Below are 21,307 nucleotides of genomic sequence, written 5' to 3'. Positions count from 1 at the left end.
GGGGGGTGGGGAGAGGGGGGGATGGGGAGATGGGGATATGGGGAGATGGGGAGAGGGGGAGATGGGGAGATGGGGAGAGGGGGAGATGGGGAGATGGGGAGATGGGGAGATTGGGAGATGGGGAGATGGGGAGATGGGGAGATGGGGAGATGGGGAGATGGGGAGATGGGGAGATGGGGAGATGGGGAGTGAGAGAAATATTTGGTTATGGTTGAAGATGGAACATTTTTGTATACCGAATTAAACGGATTTGATATCATACCTGGACAAAAACTTAGTTTCCGGAGATGTTTATTGATCAGCAGTAATTAATATTTGGTGCTGCGTTATTCAGGTAAATATAGACTCTACGAGCGTGTAAGTTCCACTATCTTAGTCACGGAAAAACTCCTTTGTACCTACTGATATCATGTAGGGGCGCAATTGCGAAGTCCATGCCGTCATATAGAATCCGGGAATTAGTTATCGTATTACTGAGGAGTAAGGAGTAACGAGTAAGGAGTAACGAGTAACGAGTAATATCAAATCCAGTTGAATACTTAATTGTATTGTTGGGGGAGATGGGGAGATGGGGAGATTGGGAGATGGGGAGATGGGGAGATGGGGAGATGGGGAGATTGGGAGATGGGGAGATTGGGAGATGGGGAGATGGGGAGATGGGGAGATTGAATAATGAACATATACTATATAACCGGATTCTATATCAGGCTATATGGCCATCTGCCCCTACGACTTCTGACTCCTGTGAAATCATACATTTATTCAGCAACGCCAATTTTTTTAGTCCTTTAGCAAAATCAAGTTAACAATATGGGAAATATGAACTTTTGTAGTGATAATGTCACTGAGGTATGTCCAGAAATTATGGCTGCTGTGATAGCTGCTAATGAAGGGTGTGGGATGCCTTATGGTGCAGATGAATATACACAATGCTTGGAAGCTAAATTCTCAACATTGTTTGAAGCTCCTGTGACAATTTTCCCGGTTGCTACGGGTTCTGCTGCTAATGCTCTTGCTTTATCGGCGATCGCTCCTCCTTATGGAGCTATTTATTGTCATGCTGAATCTCATATTAATGTAGATGAATGTGGTGCTCCAGAATTTTATACGGGTGGTGCGAAATTGGTGACGCTTGGTGGTACAGATGCTCAAATTCATCCTTCTGACTTAGCAACAGCATTAGAAAAAGCTGGTATTGGTATAGTGCATCATGTTCAACCAGCAGCAGTTAGTATTACCCAAGCAACGGAAGCGGGAACGGTTTATTTACCGGAAGATATAGCTGAAATAGCTAAATTAAGTCACGATCGCAATCTTTATCTACATATGGATGGAGCGCGTTTTGCTAATGCTGTTGCTAGTTTGGGTTGTGCGCCAGCAGATATAACTTGGCGAGTGGGGGTGGATGTATTGTGTTTTGGAGCCACTAAAAATGGAGCGATGGCAGCGGAGGCAGTGGTCTTTTTTAATCAAGAATTAGCAAAAACATTTGGCTACCGTCGCAAACGCAGTGGGCATTTATTCTCAAAAATGCGATTTTTGTCTGCTCAGTTAGAAGCTTATATTACTGATGATTTATGGTTGAAAAATGCCAGTAATGCTAATCAGATGGCTACAAAATTAGCGCAAGGTTTGGTCAAGTTTCCTTTGGTCAGGTTATGTCATCCAGTGGAGGCAAATGAAATTTTTGTAGAAATTCCTGAGTCTGTGGTTACTGGTTTGAGAGCGGATGGTTTTGAGTTTTATGTTTGGCAGGAGGGAACTTTCCCTATAATTAGAGTTGTAACTGCTTTTAATACTAGGGATGAAGATGTAGATGCTTTTTTGGAAAGTGTTCGGTCTCATTCTGTAGTTAATGTGATGGAATAGAAATCTCCGTATATTTTCTATATTACTCCCAAATGTACTTCCTGGTGTCACTATACGATCTATCTTTATAAAAACTTTATAATCATTCTTAGCATAGCTATACACCTAAAAGCTTGATCTAGTAATTAATTCCACTAATTTTAACTACTAAAAACATCATCGGCAAAATTAAAGATTCTGTAAAGTAGAGCATAAGGGGGTTGTAGAAATTTGGGGGGGGGAAGTTAAGTTAATGTTGTAGGCAATAAATATTCCCAAGAAATCAATGACTAACAATAATATCAACACTTTCACAAAATTTGCAGTTGCTACCTCTGGCGTTGTGTTTGGTTTAGCAGCATTAGAAGTTCCTGCAAAAGCTGCGGTTTTCAATCTGGGTTCCCTCTCCAATGATGGAACATCACTTGTTCAAGCAGGTGCTGATGCTGGTAACGGCAATTTAGACTTTTTCAACTTCACCCTTGACGATGATATTGACAATATCAATGATTGGCTGAATATTGCAACTAACACACTTAACAATAATGATACCGATATTGGACTCTATGACGCAAATGGTTTCAAAGTAGCAGAAGATGACGATGGCGGTCCTCTTTTCGATTCTGAACTTTCCTTTGGTGGTGCCGATCCTTTAGCCGCACCAGACAAAACACCAGGAGTAGATGGAACTCTCTTAGCTGGCGACTATACTTTAGTCGTATCTGGTTGGAATGCTAATTTTACAACTAACATTAATGATATAGTTGCTGGTACTCAAGATTTACCTACTTCTTATACATTGACAATCACTAACTTCGATGACGATATTCAATCAACTCCAGAACCCACAGGTATTTTAGGATTCCTAGCTATGGGTGCTTTTGGCTGGTTATCTGGTCTCAAGCGCAAGCTTAAAGGAGAATAATATAACTGTCTCCAGCAAAAGTAATTCAGAGATAGACAACCAGGGGCAAAACTCTGGTTCTCTGATTTAGTTAAATTATTGATAGCCCTATTTTATAAAGATGAATACCCAACTGCAAGAAAACCATTACGATGTAGCCATTGTTGGCGGAGGTCCTGCGGGTAGCACTGCTGGTACTTTTTTAAGAAAATATAATCCTAACCTGCGAGTCTTAATTCTTGAAAAAGAAAAATTTCCCCGCGATCATGTCGGAGAGAGTCAACTGCCAGCTATTAGCGATATTCTGGTGGAAATGGGTTGTTGGGATAAAGTAGAAGCTGCTAATTTCCCCATTAAAATTGGTGCAACCTATCGTTGGGGTAAAAGTTCAGAACTTTGGGATTTTGATTTTGTCTCTCCCTCTGAATTTAAAAATGAACCCCGTCCTGCTCAATATCAAGGACAACGTATCCTCACAGCTTTTCAAGTTGACCGTTCTATTTATGATGATATTCTCCTGCGTCACGCAGAACAATTGGGTTGCCAAGTTCAAGAAGAAACTGCTGTAGCAAAAGTAGATGTTCAAGGCGATCGAATTAATTCCTTACATCTAAGTAATGGAAAACAAATCACCGCCCGTTATTATATCGATGCTTCTGGACATATCGGAGTCTTAAGACGTGCTTTAGGTATCAAAAGTGATATTCCTACAAAACTACAAAATATCGCCATCTGGGACTACTGGACTAACGCAGAATGGGCTGACACAATAGGTGTGGGAGGGACTCGCGTTCAAGTGATGAGTCTTGCTCATGGCTGGATTTGGTTTATTCCCCTCGGACCAACTCGCACCAGTATTGGTTTTATTTGTCCAGCTGAACATTACAAAAAACTGAAAAAACGACCAGAGGAAATCTATCAAGAAGCACTCCAGAGTGAACCTCGAATTGGTGAACTGATCGCTAATGCTACTAGCAGAGGTAACATTGAAACTACAAAAGACTGGTCTTTCCTTTCTCAGCGAATGGTAGGAGAAAACTGGTTTATGGCTGGAGAAGCAGCAGGTTTTGCAGATCCAATTCTTGCTGCGGGAATGACTTTAACTCATGTGAGTGCAAGGGAAGCAGCATACACAATTTTAGAATTGGAACGAGGTAAAAGTAACCCTACTTGGCTAAAAACCCATTACGAGGATAACCAACGAAGACGCATTCAACAACATATTCGTTTTGCTGACTATTGGTATGCAGCTAATGGTCAATTTACAGATTTACAAAAGCATTGTAAAGAGATTGCTAAAGATGCAGGATTACGTTTAAGTCCAGAAGAAGCTTTTCGCTGGTTAGCTCAAGGTGGTTTTACCAACGATAATTTACAAGAAACTGCTATTGGTGGATTCGACCTCGCTTCGATGAAACACGTCTTACAGCGCTTTGCTAAGAAAAAATCTGCTTGGGAAATTAGTGGCTACAATGTCTTTCAACTTGATTTAAAAGGTGCAAAAGAAGAATATCTACCTCTCTATGTTCAAGGTCATATTGCTCAAGTGAAGTGTTACGTCAGAGGGGAACATCAATTACCTATTACAGGAATTTACGGGGTGATTTTCCGTGTTCTTAACCGTGCTTCAGAAATGGATGAGATTGTTAAGCTATTGAAGGAAGCTTTTAGTGTCAATGTTCCACCAGAGCATATTCCTTTAGCAATGGATCAAGCTATTCAATGTTTGGAGGTAATGGTTAGTGAAGGTTGGGTAAAAGCACAAGTCAACCGGAAAAAGACTAAGTTACAAATCTCTATTCCCGATGAAGGTAAATTAATCCATACTCATCATGGGTAATATTATTTCAGGTTGAAAAGTTATTTCAAAAGGAGTCAGGAGTCAGGAGTCAGGAGTCAGGAGAGAGGAAAGAATGAAGAAAGAAGAGGAGAAGGAGAAAGTTTTTTGATCACTAATTATCTGGACTTGATATAATTTATGACTTAGGCATAAGTTATATCAAATCCGGTAGCATCGGTCTTGTATAGTAAATAGGCAACAGCTCCGGAAGGCAACAGCTCCGGAAGGCAAGAAAAAAACTTAAATTTCCTGCAAATATCCACGCCAACTTTTACACAAACGATTGCCTTCGGACATAATATTATATCAATAGACATCTCCACCAAATGAGGGAGTAGGCAGTAGGCATTAGGAAACCTACCCCTCGCCCCTCCCCCTCCCAGGAGGGAAAATAATTGATATATCTAGTGTGAGAATTGATTTTATTTTGGATTTTTACCGAAAAATTGTGGGTATGCGCCTCCCCTTGGATAGGGGATAATAAGCGGTCGTTTGCGCAGCATGACCTAGGATGGGATGGCGAGGTCTCGGAGCTGTCCGACCATCGACTCCTGTGAAAAAAAATTTTCATGAATTTGTCAATCCTCTTCAATTTATTCTCAAGGAGAGGTAATTATTCATTATTCATTATTCATTATTCATTGTTGAACAGATGTCTAATGATAGTTATATCATGTTCGGATAATCAGTTACAATAAAATTTAAGGACTGATAGTACCGACAGTACAAAAGAAATACTGAAATTATCAATACTATTCTCCAATATTTCCTATGTATTCCTCCTTTCTTCCCTCCTGACTCCTGACTCCTGACTCCTGACAACAGTTATTTATAAGTATTTAACCGAACATGATATTAGTTAACTTTTTATATCAAATCCGTTTACAGCGGTTTTCATTTCGATAGACCACAGTAGGGGCGTTAACGATAGTTATGCGAAGCAAACGGCCGTTCGCCCCTACAAGGTTTTGGTTATGACGATGTGGTTCATCCATCTGAAAAGCGCTGTAATTCGGTATAAAAAAATGTTCCATCTTCAACCATTACCAAATATTTCCCCATCTCCCCATCCCCCCATCTCCCCATCCCTCCATCTAATTACACCGATGCTACCGGATTTGATATTAGGTAGTCCTGTAGATGTAGTGATTTATTGTCAAGGTAGGCAACAGCTCCGGAAGGCAAGAGAAAATATATCTAATTCAATCGTTTTAGAGGAATAGTATTTGCTTGCCCACTTAATTTTTTTAAGAAGAGCACTACTTGTACACCACTACCACTTTTTAATTTCTTCTTTCATATTTTGAAGAACACAACGTCTTTGTGTCCAGAAAAGTTTCTAGTGCAGCATGGCGGAAATAACTGACCAGTTACAAAATCCCAAAACAATTACAAATCAAAAATGATTGACTGTCAGATGTGCGTCTTACATTCTGGAGGGGCTGTGTGCGGAATTACTTCCGCACAGTAGGCGCCCCGTAGGACACCTCGCCAATTAGCACTCGATGCATGAATTTTGACTTTTAACTTCCGCGTAGCGGCACTAGTTCCTCAATAATTTCAAATAAAGTTCAAAAAACTGCTCATCTAAAGCAATTCACACTATAACCAACCAGACCAAGGACTAACTTCAAGTACACCTGTTGGAGTCATCACTACTCGGAATAAAGCAACAGACTTCTGCTCGGTAATTTCAGATTTAGCAGTATTGAATAACTTGGGTAAAGGTGTTTGCTCTGCATACTTATTAGCAGGTTCATTCATAGTTTCTAATTTGGCGATCGCTCCATCAACGTTAACTGTTATGCAAAAAACTAAATTTTCGTACCATACTGGTGTTTTTTCCCAACTTTGGTCAATTTTGTCATACAATTTTTGGTTTAACTCCTCTAATTTAGCTCGATCGGTAATCTCTGACGCAACAACTTCTACCACAGCAGATGAAGCAGTTGTATTCTGTAACTGTTTATTACTCAAAGCAGACATAGACCAAAGTTTAATTGTGCTATCGGCACCTCCACTGGCAAGAGTTTGTCCATCAGGGCTAAAATTTACAGACCAAACAGGTTTAGCATGACCTTTAAATGTTTCTAGTAGTTCTTCTGTATCTACATCCCACAGATGAATTTTTTTGTCGTAACTACTGCTGGCAAGAGTCTGACTATCGGGACTAAAGGCAACAGATAAAACTGCTTTGTCATGTCCGTCTAGAGTGCATAGAAGTTGACCAGTTTCTATCTGCCATAACTTAACTTTTTGGTCTTGACTCCCACTAGCAAGGATTTTGCCATCGGGACTAAAAGCGATCGCCCAAACTGTGTTTTTATGTGCTGCTAATGAGTGGAGTGGTTTACCTGTATTCACTTGCCAAGTTTTGATTTGACCATTTTTACTCCCACTAGCAAGCATTTTTCCATCTGGACTAAAAGCTAAAGATTTGATGGAGCTGGAATGTTTAAAATTCCTCTCAACAGAACCAGTTTTAAGATTCCAAATTTTGATTGTGCCATCATAACTTCCGCTAGCAAGAGTCTGACCATCAACGCTAATAGCTATAGCTTTCACATCATCGGTATGACCTTCGAGAGTTTGAATGAGATTACCACTGGCAAGATGCCAAAGTTTGATGCGGTTATCCCAACTACCACTGGCGAGGACTTTTCCATCTGAACTAATGGCAAGAGATTCGATGGCATCTTTGTGAGCATCTATGGTATTAAGCAACTGACCATTGCTGAAGTTCCAAATTTTAATCGTGCCATCATAACCGCTGCTGGCCATGGTTTTACCATCTGGACTGATAGCAACTGCATATACCCATCCTTTGTGTCCGGAAAGAGTAAGGGAGGGTAGGGTTGTTTTTTCTGGTTCTTGAGTCAAGTTTGTAGTTGGTGTTGAAAGCGATCGCCACAACCATAACCCACTAATATTTGTTACAGTAGTTGCTGCTATTATTGTGGCATATTGACGGAACTGTTGTGGAGTTAGCATAGATTTTAATCCTGATATTTCTTAATTTGGAAAAGTTGATGATTAATTTTTACTATTGCAGGATTTAGGCACGGACATTAAATCAAGTGAGGGCGAATGCCATTCGCCCCTACATCTGGCGTTGTCAAGGTGAAGCATGCGTAAGTTCTGTATTGGTTACTTTAATTTTCGGCTTTTATTTTTGCTATAGCAAAGAACAAGTTGCTTGGAACTTATGCTGATGATGAACCTCAAACAGGGAAATGTTTTCCCCCCTGTTCCCTGTTCCCTATTCCCTATTCCCTATTCCCTGCTATGATTTTTTATTGCGCTCTATTAGTTTTCTAGCAATAAATAAAATTGTGGTGCCAGTAATTCCGATTACTCCTAATGGGGTGATATGACTCCAATGACCCCACATTGTGTATATGACGTGCCAGACTAAAATAAACATGGCAAAATATGTCAATTGATGTAATTTCTTCCAATTTTTCTTCATTTTTTTTATACTCCAATCATTGGAAGTGATTGCTAGGAGTGCGAAAACAATTAAAGTAACTACTCCTGTTGCATATATCGAGTATGTTTGGGAATCAAAAACATCAAAGTTTCTTTTGTTTAGTAGCAAAACTCCATGACCAAGAGCAAATAAAAAAGCAATTACACCTATTTGGCGACGATATTTCAATAAAAATTTAGGAAGTTCTGTTTTTTTGGTTGCTGGAAAAACAATCCTCAAAATTGTTGGTAGTAAAGTGAGGATATAGCATATTAATGCGAATAAACCTAAGTAGTTAGCAAATGGTGCTGTATCTAATATCATTTTGGTTGAATATTTATAAATAAACGACGGAGGAGTCAGAAGATGGAAGAAGGAGTCAGGAGACAGGAGACAGGAGACAGGAGATGTAATAAGGAAGAGGAAGAACAGGAGAAGAAGGAGAAAGTTTTTTGATCACGCTCTTATCCGGACATAATTAGGACTTATGCAATACAACGTATTTTCGTCCGAAGCGACCCATAGGGTTTGCGCAGCAGTCCGGAACGGATAGCCATCTCAAATCCTAGTTTTTCGTAGCTCATGCGTAAGCTTTGATAATATAACATAGTATCTCCTTATTTTTTCTAGTACCTGGTATCATATTTTCATAAATTTGTCAAAATACTATGTGTCAAAGTAAATGAGTTATTTCATATTCAGTAGAACAGTTATATCATGTCCGGTTGAACAGTTATAAATAAATAATGACGGAGGAGACAGGAGACAGGAGACAGGAGTCAGGAGGGAAGAAAGAAGAACAGGAGAAGAAGGAGAAAGTTTTTTGATCACGCTCTTATCCGGACATCATATTACTCTGTACGGACGTTGCATGCAACCTCCCTCCTTTCAATGAGCTACAGCAATACTTTTGAGCATTGGTATGACTCCTGATAATATTACTCAAACAATCTCAAGAAAATCATCAATACCGATCGCGCTGTCCTGTACACCTTGTAATGTAATCGAAAGTCGTTCAGCACTAATGCGAGTGTCATTTCCTATCTGAGAAATTGTCAACTGCTCGAAACTCAAACCATCATCTAAACCAATGACATCTATTCCATCTTCAAAATCAGTAATAATATTGTCACCATCACCAAACCCGAACTCAAACATATCCCCACCAAGTCCACCAGTGAGAATATCATCACCGACTTGACCACCAATAATATCATCTCCTATACCACCATCAAGTAGATCGTCACCTTTACCTCCGTGAAGCAAGTCGTTACCATCTAAACCTTCGATGATATCATCACCCCTATTTCCATATATGAGATTATTTGCAGTTGTCCCGATTAAATCATCATTTTCATTTGTACCGATAGTAACATTAGGAGCGATCGCCAACTGAGTTTCTTGCCAGACACTTTCTGCTACCTGTTGCCCCAACTCTCCACCATTGAGGTCGCCATCTTCAAAGTGAATACCACCATAAAGACGAGAAATACCAGCTTCATCAGCAGCTTCACTAAAAGTTGCCCACTCCAAAGTTATAGGTTCTTCCGGTGTAACACCAGGTTCAAAACGAGACTCACCAGCTTGAAAAGTTATGGAAGCACCAAAATCATCGCTACCAGTAAACAGTTGGAGAATTTCAGCAGCAGCAGCACTGAAGGTACTATGACCAGATACATATTCAGCAAAAGGAGGTGAAGGGTCTCCACCAGGAGTTTGATAGGTGAGAAAATCAGTAGCCAAAATAGTTTGAGTCCCTTCTCCAGGACCTGCCCAAGCATCGATGGCAAAACCACCAAGCTCTGGATTAAATTCCCCAATTAATCCTAGTTCCCCTAGTTCGCGCACTGTTCGTACTGGACGAGCATAATCATAAAAAGTTTTAGATTCCCAAGTGGCAATTCCGGCATCAAATACTGCGTTACCCAAGTTAAAGAATAGTTTGACATCCTCATCTAATGTATTGTCATCCCTAGCTGAGACAAATTGCCCGAAAGTCATCCAAGTTCCTGGAGGGAAGGATGTACCACCACCATCTTCCCAAAATTCTGCAACTAACTTTTGTTCGTCTGTGAGGTTAGCACTCATTGCGATAACTTCTTCTGTTTGCTCAATGAATGCAGGATTAATAATAGTGCCAATAATATCTGGAGTGATTTCGACAACTGAACCGTCTGCTAGAGTAATTGTGCGTGCTTCCAAGTCTACCTCACCATCTACTAGCAAGAATGGTTCTGGTGCTGTTGGTCGAAATACATCACCTGCAGCGAGACTAAAAGGTATGACATCACCCCACTGAGGAGTGAGGAATGTTTGCACTCGTTCTTCTTCACCAGGTTCAGCATCAATGGGAATTGTTTCGGGAGTCCATGATTCGATGTCAATGGGGTCTCCAATGGGATTACTAGGTTCATAGTCACTGATGTCGGAGTAGGGAGTACCGTCACCATTGGGGTCATTTCCTAGTTGGTTTGAGCCATCATTTCGACGGAATGTTAATAGTGCTTCGGCGGCAACGTTACCAATGCCAGCAGGAGTAGTTGTATCAGTGGTTGTGTTGTCAGGGTCATATCCAAGTTCAGCCATCAATTCGTTGAAAAGGTCTGTCTGAGTGGGAAATAATTCTGAGAGTACTCGATAAGCAGCAAAACTCATGGCTTCAGTTTTGTTGGCATCGGTGTTTTCTGATAGGGGACGCTGTAGGTCATCTTCTAATTGAGTTCCTACTGCTAATGGGTCGTAAGCGCTCCATGCATCGTAGATAGCTGTGTGTACGATCGCATAAGCACGGGAAGCAATGGTTGGACCAGGGGAAGTATTGATAACTGCTTGTTGTACTGCTCGGTCCCATAAAACGGAAATACTTGGTGAAGAGTCATCTACTGTTACGAGTTGAGTTTCCGGATCGAGGGTGAGATTGATGTTATTATTAGTATCTTCAGAGTCGAAATTTTGCTGTTCTTCTAATAATGAGTTCATCTTTTTTGTCTGTATTTCTGACTATTGTGAAAGGGGAATTAGGGAAGCAATTATTTTGCTTGATGATGAATTTATAGTAGTTAAGGCGTTGCTGAATTGAAGTATGAGTGTGTGATTGTTTGGTGCTGGTCAAGCCCCCGCGCATCCCCCAATCTTGGGGGACTTTTAGAGTTTTATTCCCCCCAATTTTGGGGGCTAGGGGGAGCAAAATCATACCTAGAATCAGCAACGCCCTAAAAGCTATCAGCTTGGATTAAAATTATCTTTCTTCCCTTTACAAATAATCTTAATTCAGCTAAATTCAAAATTGGGAATAAATGACAGTAAATTTCACCTGAAATTTTCACTAACTAGAGAAATGAATTAATCGCTAATCAATGTGAAAATATTTTCACATTCAGTGGATAGTAAGGAATTTTCCTGAAAATATGATTCACATTTTATCCAGTAGTCAAGGTTTCTCTTAAAGTAAGCATTCAGTGGTCAGCTCTCAGCTATCAGCTTTACTGAATTTTGCCCCCCTAGCCCCCAACTTTGGGGGGAACAAGATAATTTGATTCTAAAAGTCCCCCAATTTTGGGGGATGCGCGGGGGCTTGTTTGATACTGAATTTTGCCCCCCTAGCCCCCCAAATTTGGGGGGAACAAGACAATTTGATTCTAAAAGTCCCCCAATTTTGGGGGATGCGCGGGGGCTTGGATGTAGCAAATGGGACTTCTCAGATAATCTCTTATAGTTAAGTATAAATTATGCCTCAATTAAGAAAGCTTTTATTACTAACTAAAAGCAATAGCTGATAGCTGATAGCTGACGGCTGAATGCTTACATTAATTTTAGTCAAATTTAAAAATAAAATTGATGAATAAACAAATTTTTGAACATATTTACTCTGGGTTGGCAGATGATGAAGTAAAAACACTAAGCTTATTTTTAGCAGGTAATAAATATGAACAAATTGCTCAGTCAATGAAATGGGATACGTCAAATGTAGGGAAAAAATTAAAAGCGATCGCTACCAAATTTAATCTACCCAAGAATCATAGTTCATTTCGGGAATTTTTATTTGAAACATTCAGCAAATATCAATCAAACTTAGTCCATCCTCAGTTAAGAGCTGACTATGGTTTTAAGACTAACAAAATTATTCTTCCTGGTAGACCAGAAAAACCAGACTCTCCTTTTTATATAGAACGTTATCGAATTAAACGTTGTTCTATTGAGTCTGAATGTTATGAAAAAATAGAAGACCCTGGTTCGCTAGTGAGAATAAAAGCGCCAAAACAAATGGGTAAAACTTCTTTGTTGCGAAGGATACAAGCAAAAGCCAATAATAATAAATATATTCCGATTTATCTCAGATTTGATAGCTTAATTGAACCAGAAAATATCAGTAATATTAATAATTTTCTGAAAGCATTCAACAAAAATATCAAAAGTAGGTTTACCGATAGTCCAAGCTGGAAAATTTGGGATAATCACAATGCGAAAATATCTTGCACTCAAGAATTTGAAGCACTACTCTATCATTTAGAACAAGAAGTAGTATTACTCTTAGATGAAGTGGATGAAATTTTTAATTATCCAGAAATATCCAAAGATTTTTTTGCCATGTTAAGAAGTTGGTATGAAGAAAGCAATAACTTAGAAATTTGGGAAAATCTACGAATGATAATTGCTTATTCTACAGAATATCATGGCAAATTAAATATTTATCAATCTCCTTTTAATGTCGGTTTACCTATAGAGTTAAAAGAATTTACATTAGAGCAGGTAACTCAGTTAGCATACTTACATCAACTTGAGTCAGAAATAGTTGCTCCTTTAATGTCAATGGTGGGAGGACATCCTTATTTAATCAGATTAGGATTGTACAAAATGTCTCAGGATGAATTAACTATTACGGAACTATTAAAATATGCTCCTACTGAAAGTGGAATTTATCAAGAACATTTAAGTAGACATTTAGAAACAATATTAGAAAAGACAAATATTAAAGCAGTTTTTCACAAAATATTACAAAGTAATTCTCCAGTACGTTTACCCAATAAAAATCGAGAATTACATCAATTAGAAGCTATGGGATTAATTACAATTAAAGGTGATGATGCTGAACCTCGTTGTCAGTTATATCGACAATATTTCCAGGAACGGTTGGGGTGAAAGAAGAAGACAGGAGACAGGAGACAGGAGACAGGAGTTTTTTTAGGAGTCAGGAGTTGGAAGAAGGAGTTGGTTTTTTGGAAGTTAGGAGTTATAGTGATACTTTTTGGAATCACAAGTCACAATGAAAAGAGAACCTGCTAAAAACTTTGGAGATTTAATAGTTTGGCAAAAAGCACATCAACTTGTTTGAAGTGGAAGAAGGAGTCAGGAGACAGGAGACAGGAGACAGGAGTTGGCTTTTTGGAAGTTAGGAGTTAGAATTATGTTTTTTGGAGCGTAGTTTGAAGATGGAATCAGGAGTCAGAATAAAAAGAGAACCTGCTAAAAACTTTCGAGATTTAATAGTTTGGCAAAAAGCACATCAACTTGTTTTAGATGTCTATGGTTTTAGCAGCAATTTTCCCAAAACAGAAACCTATGGATTAACAAGTCAGTTAAGGTGAGCATCTGTATCAGTACCAGCTAATATAGTAGAAGGGTTTAGAAAAAAGGGTTTAGTAGATAAAATCCGATTTTTGAATATTGCACAAGGTTCACTAGAAGAAAGTCGGTATTACCTAATTTTGGCAAATGACCTTGGATATGGAGATACTTCAAAACTTCTACTGGATCTAGAAGAAGTAAGTAAACTATTAGATTCATATATAAACGCAATTGAATAACGCAGATAATCTCCTAATTCCTACTCCCTATTCCTCCTATCTCTTGTCTCCTGTCTCCTGTCTCCTAAAAAAACTCCTGTCTCCTGTCTCCTTCTTAAATCTCCTTCTTACTCCCTCTTCCTCCTGTCTCCTGACTCCTGTCTCCTGTCTCCTAAAAAAACTCCTGTCTCCTAAAAAAAACTCCTTTAGATTCCTATATAAATGCAATTGAACAACACAGATAATCTCCTAATTCCTACTCCCTATTCCTCCTATCTCTTGTCTCCTGTCTCCTGTCTCCTAAAAAAACTCCTGTCTCCTGTCTCCTTCTTAAATCTCCTTCTTACTCCCTATTGCTCCTATCTCTTGTCTCCTGTCTCCTGTCTCCTAAAAAAACTCCTGTCTCCTAAAAAAAACTCCTTTAGATTCCTATATAAATGCAATTGAACAACGCAGATAATCTCCTAATTCCTACTCCTTATTCCTCCTATTTCCTTCTTACTCCCTCTTCTTCCCTCCTGTCTCCTGACTCCTGTCTCCTGTCTCCTAAAAAAACTCCTGTCTCCTTCTTAAAAAATTATGGTTAGTTATAAATTAAGTGGTGGGGGTCTATCCGCTAATGACCCCACTTATGTAATGAGAAAACAAGATGCAGAATTATATGAAAAACTCCAAAGTGGAGAATATTGTTATGTGTTTAATGCTCGTCAAATGGGTAAATCTAGTTTGCGAGTAAAAGTAATGAAAAAATTACGGTCTCAAGGTTGTAAATGTGCGGCAATAGATATGAGTAGATTAGGTGATTTTTCTATTCAAAAACAATCTTGGTATGACGGTTTTTTAGAAGAACTATTTCGGGGATTTGGTTTAGCTTATAGGATTGATTATCAAAGCTGGATTGAAGGTTATCAAAGTTTTACAAATATCCAGCGTTTGGCTAGATTTATTGAAGAGATTTTATTTGTGAATTTTTCCACTGAAAAAATCTATATTTTTCTGGATGAAATTGACTTACTGGTAAATTTACCCTTTAAAAATGAATTTTTAGCTTTTATTCGCTCTTGTTATAATCGCCGAGCTGAGGATGAAAATTCTAATTATCATCGGCTGATTTTTTGTTTTTTTGGAGTAGCAACTCCAGAAGATTTAATTAGAGATGGAAGACATACTCCCTTTAATATTGGTCATCCGATTGAATTAACAGCATTAAATTTTCAAGAAGGAAAAAATTTAACTCAGGGATTAATAGGAATAGTAGAAGAGCCGGAAATTATTTTACGGCGAGTTTTTGATTGGACTGGGGGTCAACCATTTTTAACTCAGAAACTTTGTCAAATTATTGTCGATCATACAGATAGCACTGAGCCGGATCTTGATAAGTTAGTAGAAGAACATATTTTGACATATTGGCAGGAAAAAGATTATCCCACTCATTTAACATATATTCGTCATCATTTACTTAGTCAAAATCTACTCACGCCTGAGTTACTGAGACTATATAGAAAAATTATGCTGCGGGGAGAAGTTAAAACTGATGAAAGTCGAATACAAATGGTACTACGTTTGTCAGGAATAGTCATCAAAAAACAAGATAAATTAGTTGTTTTTAACAAAATTTATCGGACAATTTTTAATCTAAATTGGATTGAGGAACAGTTGGCAATTTTAGCAAAAGCTCAGGATAAACAGACTCCTAAAAAAATGTGGATGCGTTTTGTTTATCCTAGTTTAATTTGGGGAGGAGTTATTAGTTTATTTGCTTTGGGATGGCGGCAACAAAAACTTGAATTAAATGACTCCGAGCGCTTGATGCAGAGTCAACTTCCCCTCGCTGATCGCCAACTTCCACCACCCAGGTTTGATGAACGAGGCGATCGGCAACCACCACCACCCAGGTTTGATGAACAAGGCGATCGCAAACCTCGGCCACCTAGGTTTGATGGACGAGGCAAACGCAAACATCGACCACCCAGGTTTGATGAACGAGGCGAACGCAAACCTCGACCACATTATAAACCTGATGATGCTCTGAGCTTATTGCCACTTTCACGATCTGACAAGCAACCTTCCTCACGAAGGTTTCGTGGACGAGGCGATCGCCGACGCTCATCACATGATAGACTTGCCGAGGATAAAAATCTCAAAAAATTGGCAGAATTCTATTCTCAAGAAGGGTACAAAGATGCAGAACCACTATTGCATAGTGCTTTGGTTATCAATGAGAAAGCTTTGGGTACAGACCATCCCGGTATCGAAGATAGCCTTAACAACTTGGCAGCACTCTACTATTCTCAAGGAAAATATACAAAAGCGGAACCTATTTTGCAGCGTGTTTTGGCTATCAATGAGAAAGCTTTTGGTACAGACCACCCTCATATTGTACACAGTCTGTACAATTTGGCACAACTCTACTCTGAGCAAGGAAGGTACACAGAAGCTGAACTATTATTGGAACGTGCTTTGACTATCAATGAGAAAACCTTTGGTGCAGACCATCGTCATGTTGCACACAGTCTGAAGAATTTAGCACAACTCTATTATGAGCAAGGAAAGTATAGAGAAGCTGAACTTTTTCAACGACGTGCTTTGGATATCATAGAGCATTGACTTAATCAAGGAATAATACCAATTTCATAAAATATTGCTACAGTCTCAACACGGGCAACAGCTCCGGAAGGCAACAGGGAAAGAAAAACTGGATAAAAAAGGGGAAAAAATGCTTAATTTTGAAATTTGATGGATATATACAATTTTTAATTGTAGCAATAAATCACAAATTAAGATGTAACTACCTTTTTTGAATTTGGTATAATATCATGTCCGCTTAATTAGTAATCATAAAGTTCTTAGTTGGTAGGTTTTATAACACTTCTTATATCATGTCCGGTAGCATCAGTATTGTATAGCAAAGGTAAGGAAGAAGGAAGAGGGAAGAAGTAGGAATGCTTAAGAGCAAGAAAAGAAAAAAAACTTAAATTTCCAGATATTCACCCTTGGGTTTACACAAACAATTACCTTCGGACATGATATGAATAGTAATGCTATATTTGATTACAATCTCACCACTCCCTACTTCCCCATTTCCCTATCTCCCAATTACAAAGATATATAGCAAACTTTTTGAGATTTGATATTAGGTGTTATATCATGTCCGGTTAACGAAGTCAGAAGTCAAAAGTCAGTAGGGGCGTTAACGATAGTTATGCGCAAGCTTTCGGCCGTTCGCCCGTACAGAAGTTATTTTTGTAACGGGGATTTAAGCCCCGCTCCAAAAATATTAAGCCTTAAAAGGCGGGGTTTTAGACCCATATTATTTTGATAATTAGTGATATAGCGCTACGCGCAAGGCAATTCGATTACTTACTACTGTTAAAATTCAAAAATGGACTAATAGTAATGCGATCGCGCCCTTGTGCTTTAGATTGATAAATAGCTTCATCTGCAGCTCTAACTAATATGGAAGGATTCTCTTTATAATTAGGAACAGTGCAAGATACTCCTATACTAACAGTAACAATACCTAATTTAACCTTAGAATTAATATGCTTAATTGCTAAAAATTTAATTTTATTGCTGATTTTTTCAGCCACAGAATATGCATCTTTGTTATCTGTTTGAGGCAAAATTACGGCGAATTCTTCACCTCCATAACGTGCAATTATATGTGTTGGATACTTCAGACAGTTACGGACAGTTAGCGCAACTTTTTGTAAACAATTATCTCCTGCTTGATGACCATAAGTATCATTATAAAGCTTGAAACAGTCAACGTCTAATAAAATCAAAGATAAAGGACTTTCTTCCCTAGCCATTCTTTGCCACTCTGCATTTAGATATTGATCGAAGTAACGGCGATTATAAATTTGAGTTAGACTATCAATATTTACTAAATTCTTTAACTTTTGGTTATCTTTTTCTAACTCTTCAAGGCGGTATTGATAATCTAATTCGGTTCTTTCAATTCCTTTTTGAAAGTAAATTCGATACAATTCACGAGAATATCTACATTCATTAAAATTAAACTTCACCAAGCCTAAACTATCTAATTTATAAGCAATTAAAGCTTCTAATTCAACATTGTTTTTATCTATTAAAATATTTTTAAATGCACTTGAAAGTTCTGAATTTTGCAGCAAAATTTCCCATAAACTTCGCAAATGATCGCTATAAATTCCTGCATGAGTAGGAGCTTCTAATAATAACCGCTCTAAACTTATGTCTTGTTGAGACAAAAAATAGATAGCTAGATGTACTAAATACGGATGTCCGCCTACCATTGCCATTAGTTGTTTTGGTTCATTTTTTCCTTTCCAATTCAGTCCATACTTATGTGCTAATTGTAGTATTTGTTCTTCATTAAATTCTGGCAGTTGAATTTGTAAACCTACGTTAAATGGAGATTGATTTATATTTAATTTAATATAAATTTCTGTGGAGTAAACTACTACACATCTTAGTTGTTCAAATATTTCAATTTGTTGAGCTTGTTCGTGCCAATAACGTAACATTGGTAAAAAATCTTGGGCAATATCAAGATGTTCAAATAATATATTTACCTCATTTAATACTAACACTATTGGAGTATCAAACTGTGCTAGTAAATATTCTTCAAAATAGACTGTACAACTTACTTTACTACCAATATCTTCATCCCAGAAATCATCTAATATATTCTCAACTTTTAGCTGTAAACTAACATTTGCGCAAAACCAGCGTAGAAATTTATTTAAGTTAGCAAAAACTGACTGATCGGCTTGTTGAAAATCTATATTGACAGTTTTGTACTCTATTCCTTGAGCATAAGCGATAATTCTACTCACAAGAGAACTTTTTCCCATTTTTTTAGGTGCTCGAATCCTGAGAACATTGCCTGGTTTGCAAATAGCATTATAGGCTTGTTCTTCTATGGGAGGACGTTCTATGTAGAATTTTGAATTAAGAGGTACAGGACTACTGGGAAATATTAGAGATTGAGTTAAATGTGTCATTGTTTTTAATGAAAAATTTCAGTATTTAATTAAGCTATGGATATATATAAATTGCTCTTCTTTGAAAGCAGTTTTGATTACCGAATATTATATAAATATATAGCAATTATAAATCATTAGTGATAAATTGATTACTTCATTTTTGCTGTTCCTTGTTCTCTAAAATTCTACAATATCTCACAACTCAAATAAGGTTGTGATAGAACTATGTAGATGATAATCAATCAGTATATGATAACCTGTTATAGATAAATCTTATTAAGGGTCTTTTTCCAATCATCAAGGATGATATGAGGTTATACTATGTCCATTTAAATACTTATAAATATATAGGAAGCACTAGATATGAGAGAAAAGGGAGGAGGAAAAAGTAGGTTTTTTTTTATGTATATATAATTTTCGGCTGAATACTTATAAATAATCATCGACAGTAAATCGCTTAACTAAAAAATTGGAATAGGGGAGAAGAAAAAATTTGCTGGTTCTTAAAGAAGAGATGGTTTTGTGTTCGTTAATCTACTGAAATAAATCAAATTCAACTTAGGTAATCGGAATATCAATTAAAAGTTATTTGCCAACTTTTGGAGTTGAAATACAACTCAATTTTCCCTGACTATTGTCTATTATAATTGAATAACTAATAAACAATCCTCAACCAATCCCATAACCTATTAGTTTAGTAGTGAAAAAATGGTCAAATATTTTTTGTCGCACTTCCTCTGTCATACCATAACCATTGTCAGTAATTTTGACTTTTACTGAGTTATTATCTGTCACTTCAGTCATAATTAAAATTTGAGGATTTTTAGCTCACGGGGTGACAAGCACTTCAAAATTATTGTGGGATAAGGGTTTAAAGGATTAAAGTTCTGTAGAAAATATTAATTTTTATTTTTTAAGAATGATAATTATTTTTATAGAAGGGGTAGTTACGCAAAGCTTCAACAATGAATAATGAATAATGAATAATGAATAATTACCTCTTCTTTTCAAGGAGAGGATTGACAAAGAGATGAAAATTTTTCTTTACAGGAGTCGATTGGATATGGCTCCGAGACCTCGCCATCCCACCCAACGGGAAGCTGCGAAGATCGACCGCTTATTATCCCCTTAAAAGGGGAGGCGCATACCCACAATTTTTCGGTAACTAATACCAATTACCAAAAGTAATGCTATACTTCAGCTATACTTCAACACCTCAATAGTTACTAAGATTAAAAGTCTGTTTTTGACAATTATTAGTCGGTTAGTATAGATTTTTCGTACGGACGCCCTTATGCAACGTCCCTACCTCTCCCCACACCTCCCACACTTCCCACACTTCCCCACCCAATCATATATAGCATTCTTTTTGAGAAATGGTATAACCCTTCTCCCCCAATTTACGTTGATTTTTATGTCAATTTTAATGGTAGCTGTCAGTCACATTTTATGGTAAAAAAAAGTCGATCTATTTGAATAATTAGACCGACAAAATGGATTTTTTTTCACTGTATGAGTCGTATTTTACATAATATTTGAGTGCAATTCAAGTTCAAACTTTAAAAATCTTAGTTTGGCCGTTGAGTGTCCATAAAACTGTAAAAATAGAAAGGTTGGCCGCTTGTTTTCCTTTACCGATTAAATATGAAAGTCGTCGCCGTCATATTCAAAGCTTTTTAAGATTATTTTCCTTGAGCTTACCTATATTTTGGTTTCCCATTATTCAAGCAATTATTAATCAAGAATTTCGGAATGGCAGTCGCTTAATTCTCACTATAGATAGAACGCAATGGAAAAATAATAATATCTTCGTTATTGCTGTCATCTACAAAAAACGAGCTTTGCCTATTTACTGGCAAGTTTTGAATAAAAAAGGTAGTACCAGTTTCCTAGAACAGAAAGCACTTATTAAACCAGTTTTACGTTTGTTGAAAACATATCAACTAGTAGTTATTGGAGATAGAGAGTTTCATTGTGTCCAGTTATCATACTGGTTAAAAACTAGAGCCAAGACTCAAAAAATCAATTTTCTTTTCAGACAAAAACAAGATACTAACTATAGAAAACCAGGTCGAAAATACCAACAATTGAGTAATTTCTCTGTATATCCAGGTACTAAAAAAATTTTTAGCGTGGATATCTACAGGAAATTTAAGTTTTTTTCTTGCCAGATGAGCTGTTGCCAGATGAGCTGTTGCCTATTTACTATACAAGACCGATGCTACCGGACATGATATTAATCTTAATTCTTTAGGAGTCAACCCACCCCTAACCCCCAGCAGGACTAATTCTTTGTCGTCAGAGAATATTTAGAACCCTATATTTTTTTTGAGACCCTACCCTGTGCTTCCCACACTCCCCATCTCCCCATCTCCCCATCTCCCCATCTCCCCATCTCCCCCTCTCCCCATCTCCCCATCTCCCCATCTCCCCACACTCCCCATCTCCCCATCTCCCCATCTCCCCACACTCCCCACACTCCCCACACTCCCC

Annotated in this window: 14 protein-coding genes and 1 pseudogene; 9 read left to right on the top strand and 6 right to left on the bottom strand. The window is 37.8% G+C overall.

Annotation, left to right across the window (positions count from 1 at the left end):
- Positions 1–37: 37 nt before the first annotated feature.
- From F6K23_RS37050 to F6K23_RS37025, 5 genes are all read left to right on the top strand, one after another.
- On the top strand, positions 38–244 hold the full coding sequence (locus F6K23_RS37050; RefSeq protein ID WP_375340824.1) for a hypothetical protein: 207 nt from the start codon (positions 38–40) through the stop codon (positions 242–244).
- Between the two features lie 299 nt (positions 245–543).
- On the top strand, positions 544–669 hold the full coding sequence (locus F6K23_RS37045; protein ID WP_293165685.1) for a hypothetical protein: 126 nt from the start codon (positions 544–546) through the stop codon (positions 667–669).
- 150 nt (positions 670–819) lie between these two features.
- Positions 820–1,869 carry a low specificity L-threonine aldolase gene (locus F6K23_RS37035; RefSeq protein ID WP_293165683.1) on the top strand — a complete coding sequence of 350 codons (1,050 nt, stop codon included), beginning with the start codon at positions 820–822 and terminating at the stop codon, positions 1,867–1,869.
- 265 nt (positions 1,870–2,134) lie between these two features.
- A complete protein-coding gene (locus F6K23_RS37030; RefSeq protein ID WP_293165681.1) occupies positions 2,135–2,773 on the top strand; it encodes a PEP-CTERM sorting domain-containing protein in 639 nt (212 codons plus the stop codon).
- A gap of 100 nt (positions 2,774–2,873) precedes the next feature.
- Positions 2,874–4,592, top strand: a complete 1,719-nt coding sequence (locus F6K23_RS37025) for an NAD(P)/FAD-dependent oxidoreductase (protein WP_293165679.1) — start codon at positions 2,874–2,876, stop codon at positions 4,590–4,592.
- A gap of 1,602 nt (positions 4,593–6,194) precedes the next feature.
- On the opposite strand, the gene F6K23_RS37020 is transcribed toward F6K23_RS37025, so the two are convergent.
- From F6K23_RS37020 to F6K23_RS37010, 3 genes are all read right to left on the bottom strand, one after another.
- Positions 6,195–7,583, bottom strand: a complete 1,389-nt coding sequence (locus F6K23_RS37020) for a WD40 repeat domain-containing protein (RefSeq protein WP_293165677.1) — start codon at positions 7,581–7,583, stop codon at positions 6,195–6,197.
- 292 nt (positions 7,584–7,875) lie between these two features.
- Entirely contained in the window at positions 7,876–8,385 is a 510-nt protein-coding gene (locus F6K23_RS37015) for a ferric reductase-like transmembrane domain-containing protein (RefSeq protein ID WP_293165675.1), read from the bottom strand.
- A 618-nt stretch (positions 8,386–9,003) separates the two neighbouring features.
- Positions 9,004–11,040: a DUF6851 domain-containing protein gene (locus F6K23_RS37010; RefSeq protein ID WP_293165673.1), complete on the bottom strand. Its 2,037-nt coding sequence runs from the start codon at positions 11,038–11,040 to the stop codon at positions 9,004–9,006.
- An 858-nt stretch (positions 11,041–11,898) separates the two neighbouring features.
- On the opposite strand from F6K23_RS37010, the gene F6K23_RS37005 reads away from it, so the two are divergent.
- From F6K23_RS37005 to F6K23_RS36995, 3 genes and pseudogenes are all read left to right on the top strand, one after another.
- Positions 11,899–13,200: an AAA-like domain-containing protein gene (locus tag F6K23_RS37005; RefSeq protein ID WP_293165671.1), complete on the top strand. Its 1,302-nt coding sequence runs from the start codon at positions 11,899–11,901 to the stop codon at positions 13,198–13,200.
- Positions 13,201–13,490: 290 nt separating this feature from the next.
- Positions 13,491–13,865 (top strand): annotated as a pseudogene (locus F6K23_RS37000) (four helix bundle protein).
- Between the two features lie 558 nt (positions 13,866–14,423).
- A complete protein-coding gene (locus F6K23_RS36995) occupies positions 14,424–16,451 on the top strand; it encodes a tetratricopeptide repeat protein (protein ID WP_293165670.1) in 2,028 nt (675 codons plus the stop codon).
- A 749-nt stretch (positions 16,452–17,200) separates the two neighbouring features.
- On the opposite strand, the gene F6K23_RS36990 is transcribed toward F6K23_RS36995, so the two are convergent.
- Positions 17,201–18,832, bottom strand: coding sequence for an AAA-like domain-containing protein (locus tag F6K23_RS36990; protein ID WP_293165669.1), 1,632 nt, complete (start codon positions 18,830–18,832; stop codon positions 17,201–17,203).
- 651 nt (positions 18,833–19,483) lie between these two features.
- Entirely contained in the window at positions 19,484–19,621 is a 138-nt protein-coding gene (locus F6K23_RS36985; RefSeq protein WP_367267928.1) for an ATP-binding protein, read from the bottom strand.
- A gap of 728 nt (positions 19,622–20,349) precedes the next feature.
- On the opposite strand from F6K23_RS36985, the gene F6K23_RS36980 reads away from it, so the two are divergent.
- A complete protein-coding gene (locus F6K23_RS36980) occupies positions 20,350–21,048 on the top strand; it encodes a hypothetical protein (protein WP_293165665.1) in 699 nt (232 codons plus the stop codon).
- 83 nt (positions 21,049–21,131) lie between these two features.
- Here F6K23_RS36980 and F6K23_RS36975 read toward each other — a convergent pair whose 3' ends face one another.
- Positions 21,132–21,293 carry a hypothetical protein gene (locus tag F6K23_RS36975; RefSeq protein ID WP_293165689.1) on the bottom strand — a complete coding sequence of 54 codons (162 nt, stop codon included), beginning with the start codon at positions 21,291–21,293 and terminating at the stop codon, positions 21,132–21,134.
- Positions 21,294–21,307: the final 14 nt, after the last annotated feature.

It is taken from the genome of Okeania sp. SIO2C9, from assembly GCF_010672455.1.
GTDB lineage: Bacteria > Cyanobacteriota > Cyanobacteriia > Cyanobacteriales > Microcoleaceae > Okeania.
The sequence above is the reverse complement of the archived record's forward strand: the minus strand, read 5'-3'. Positions and strand labels throughout refer to the sequence as shown.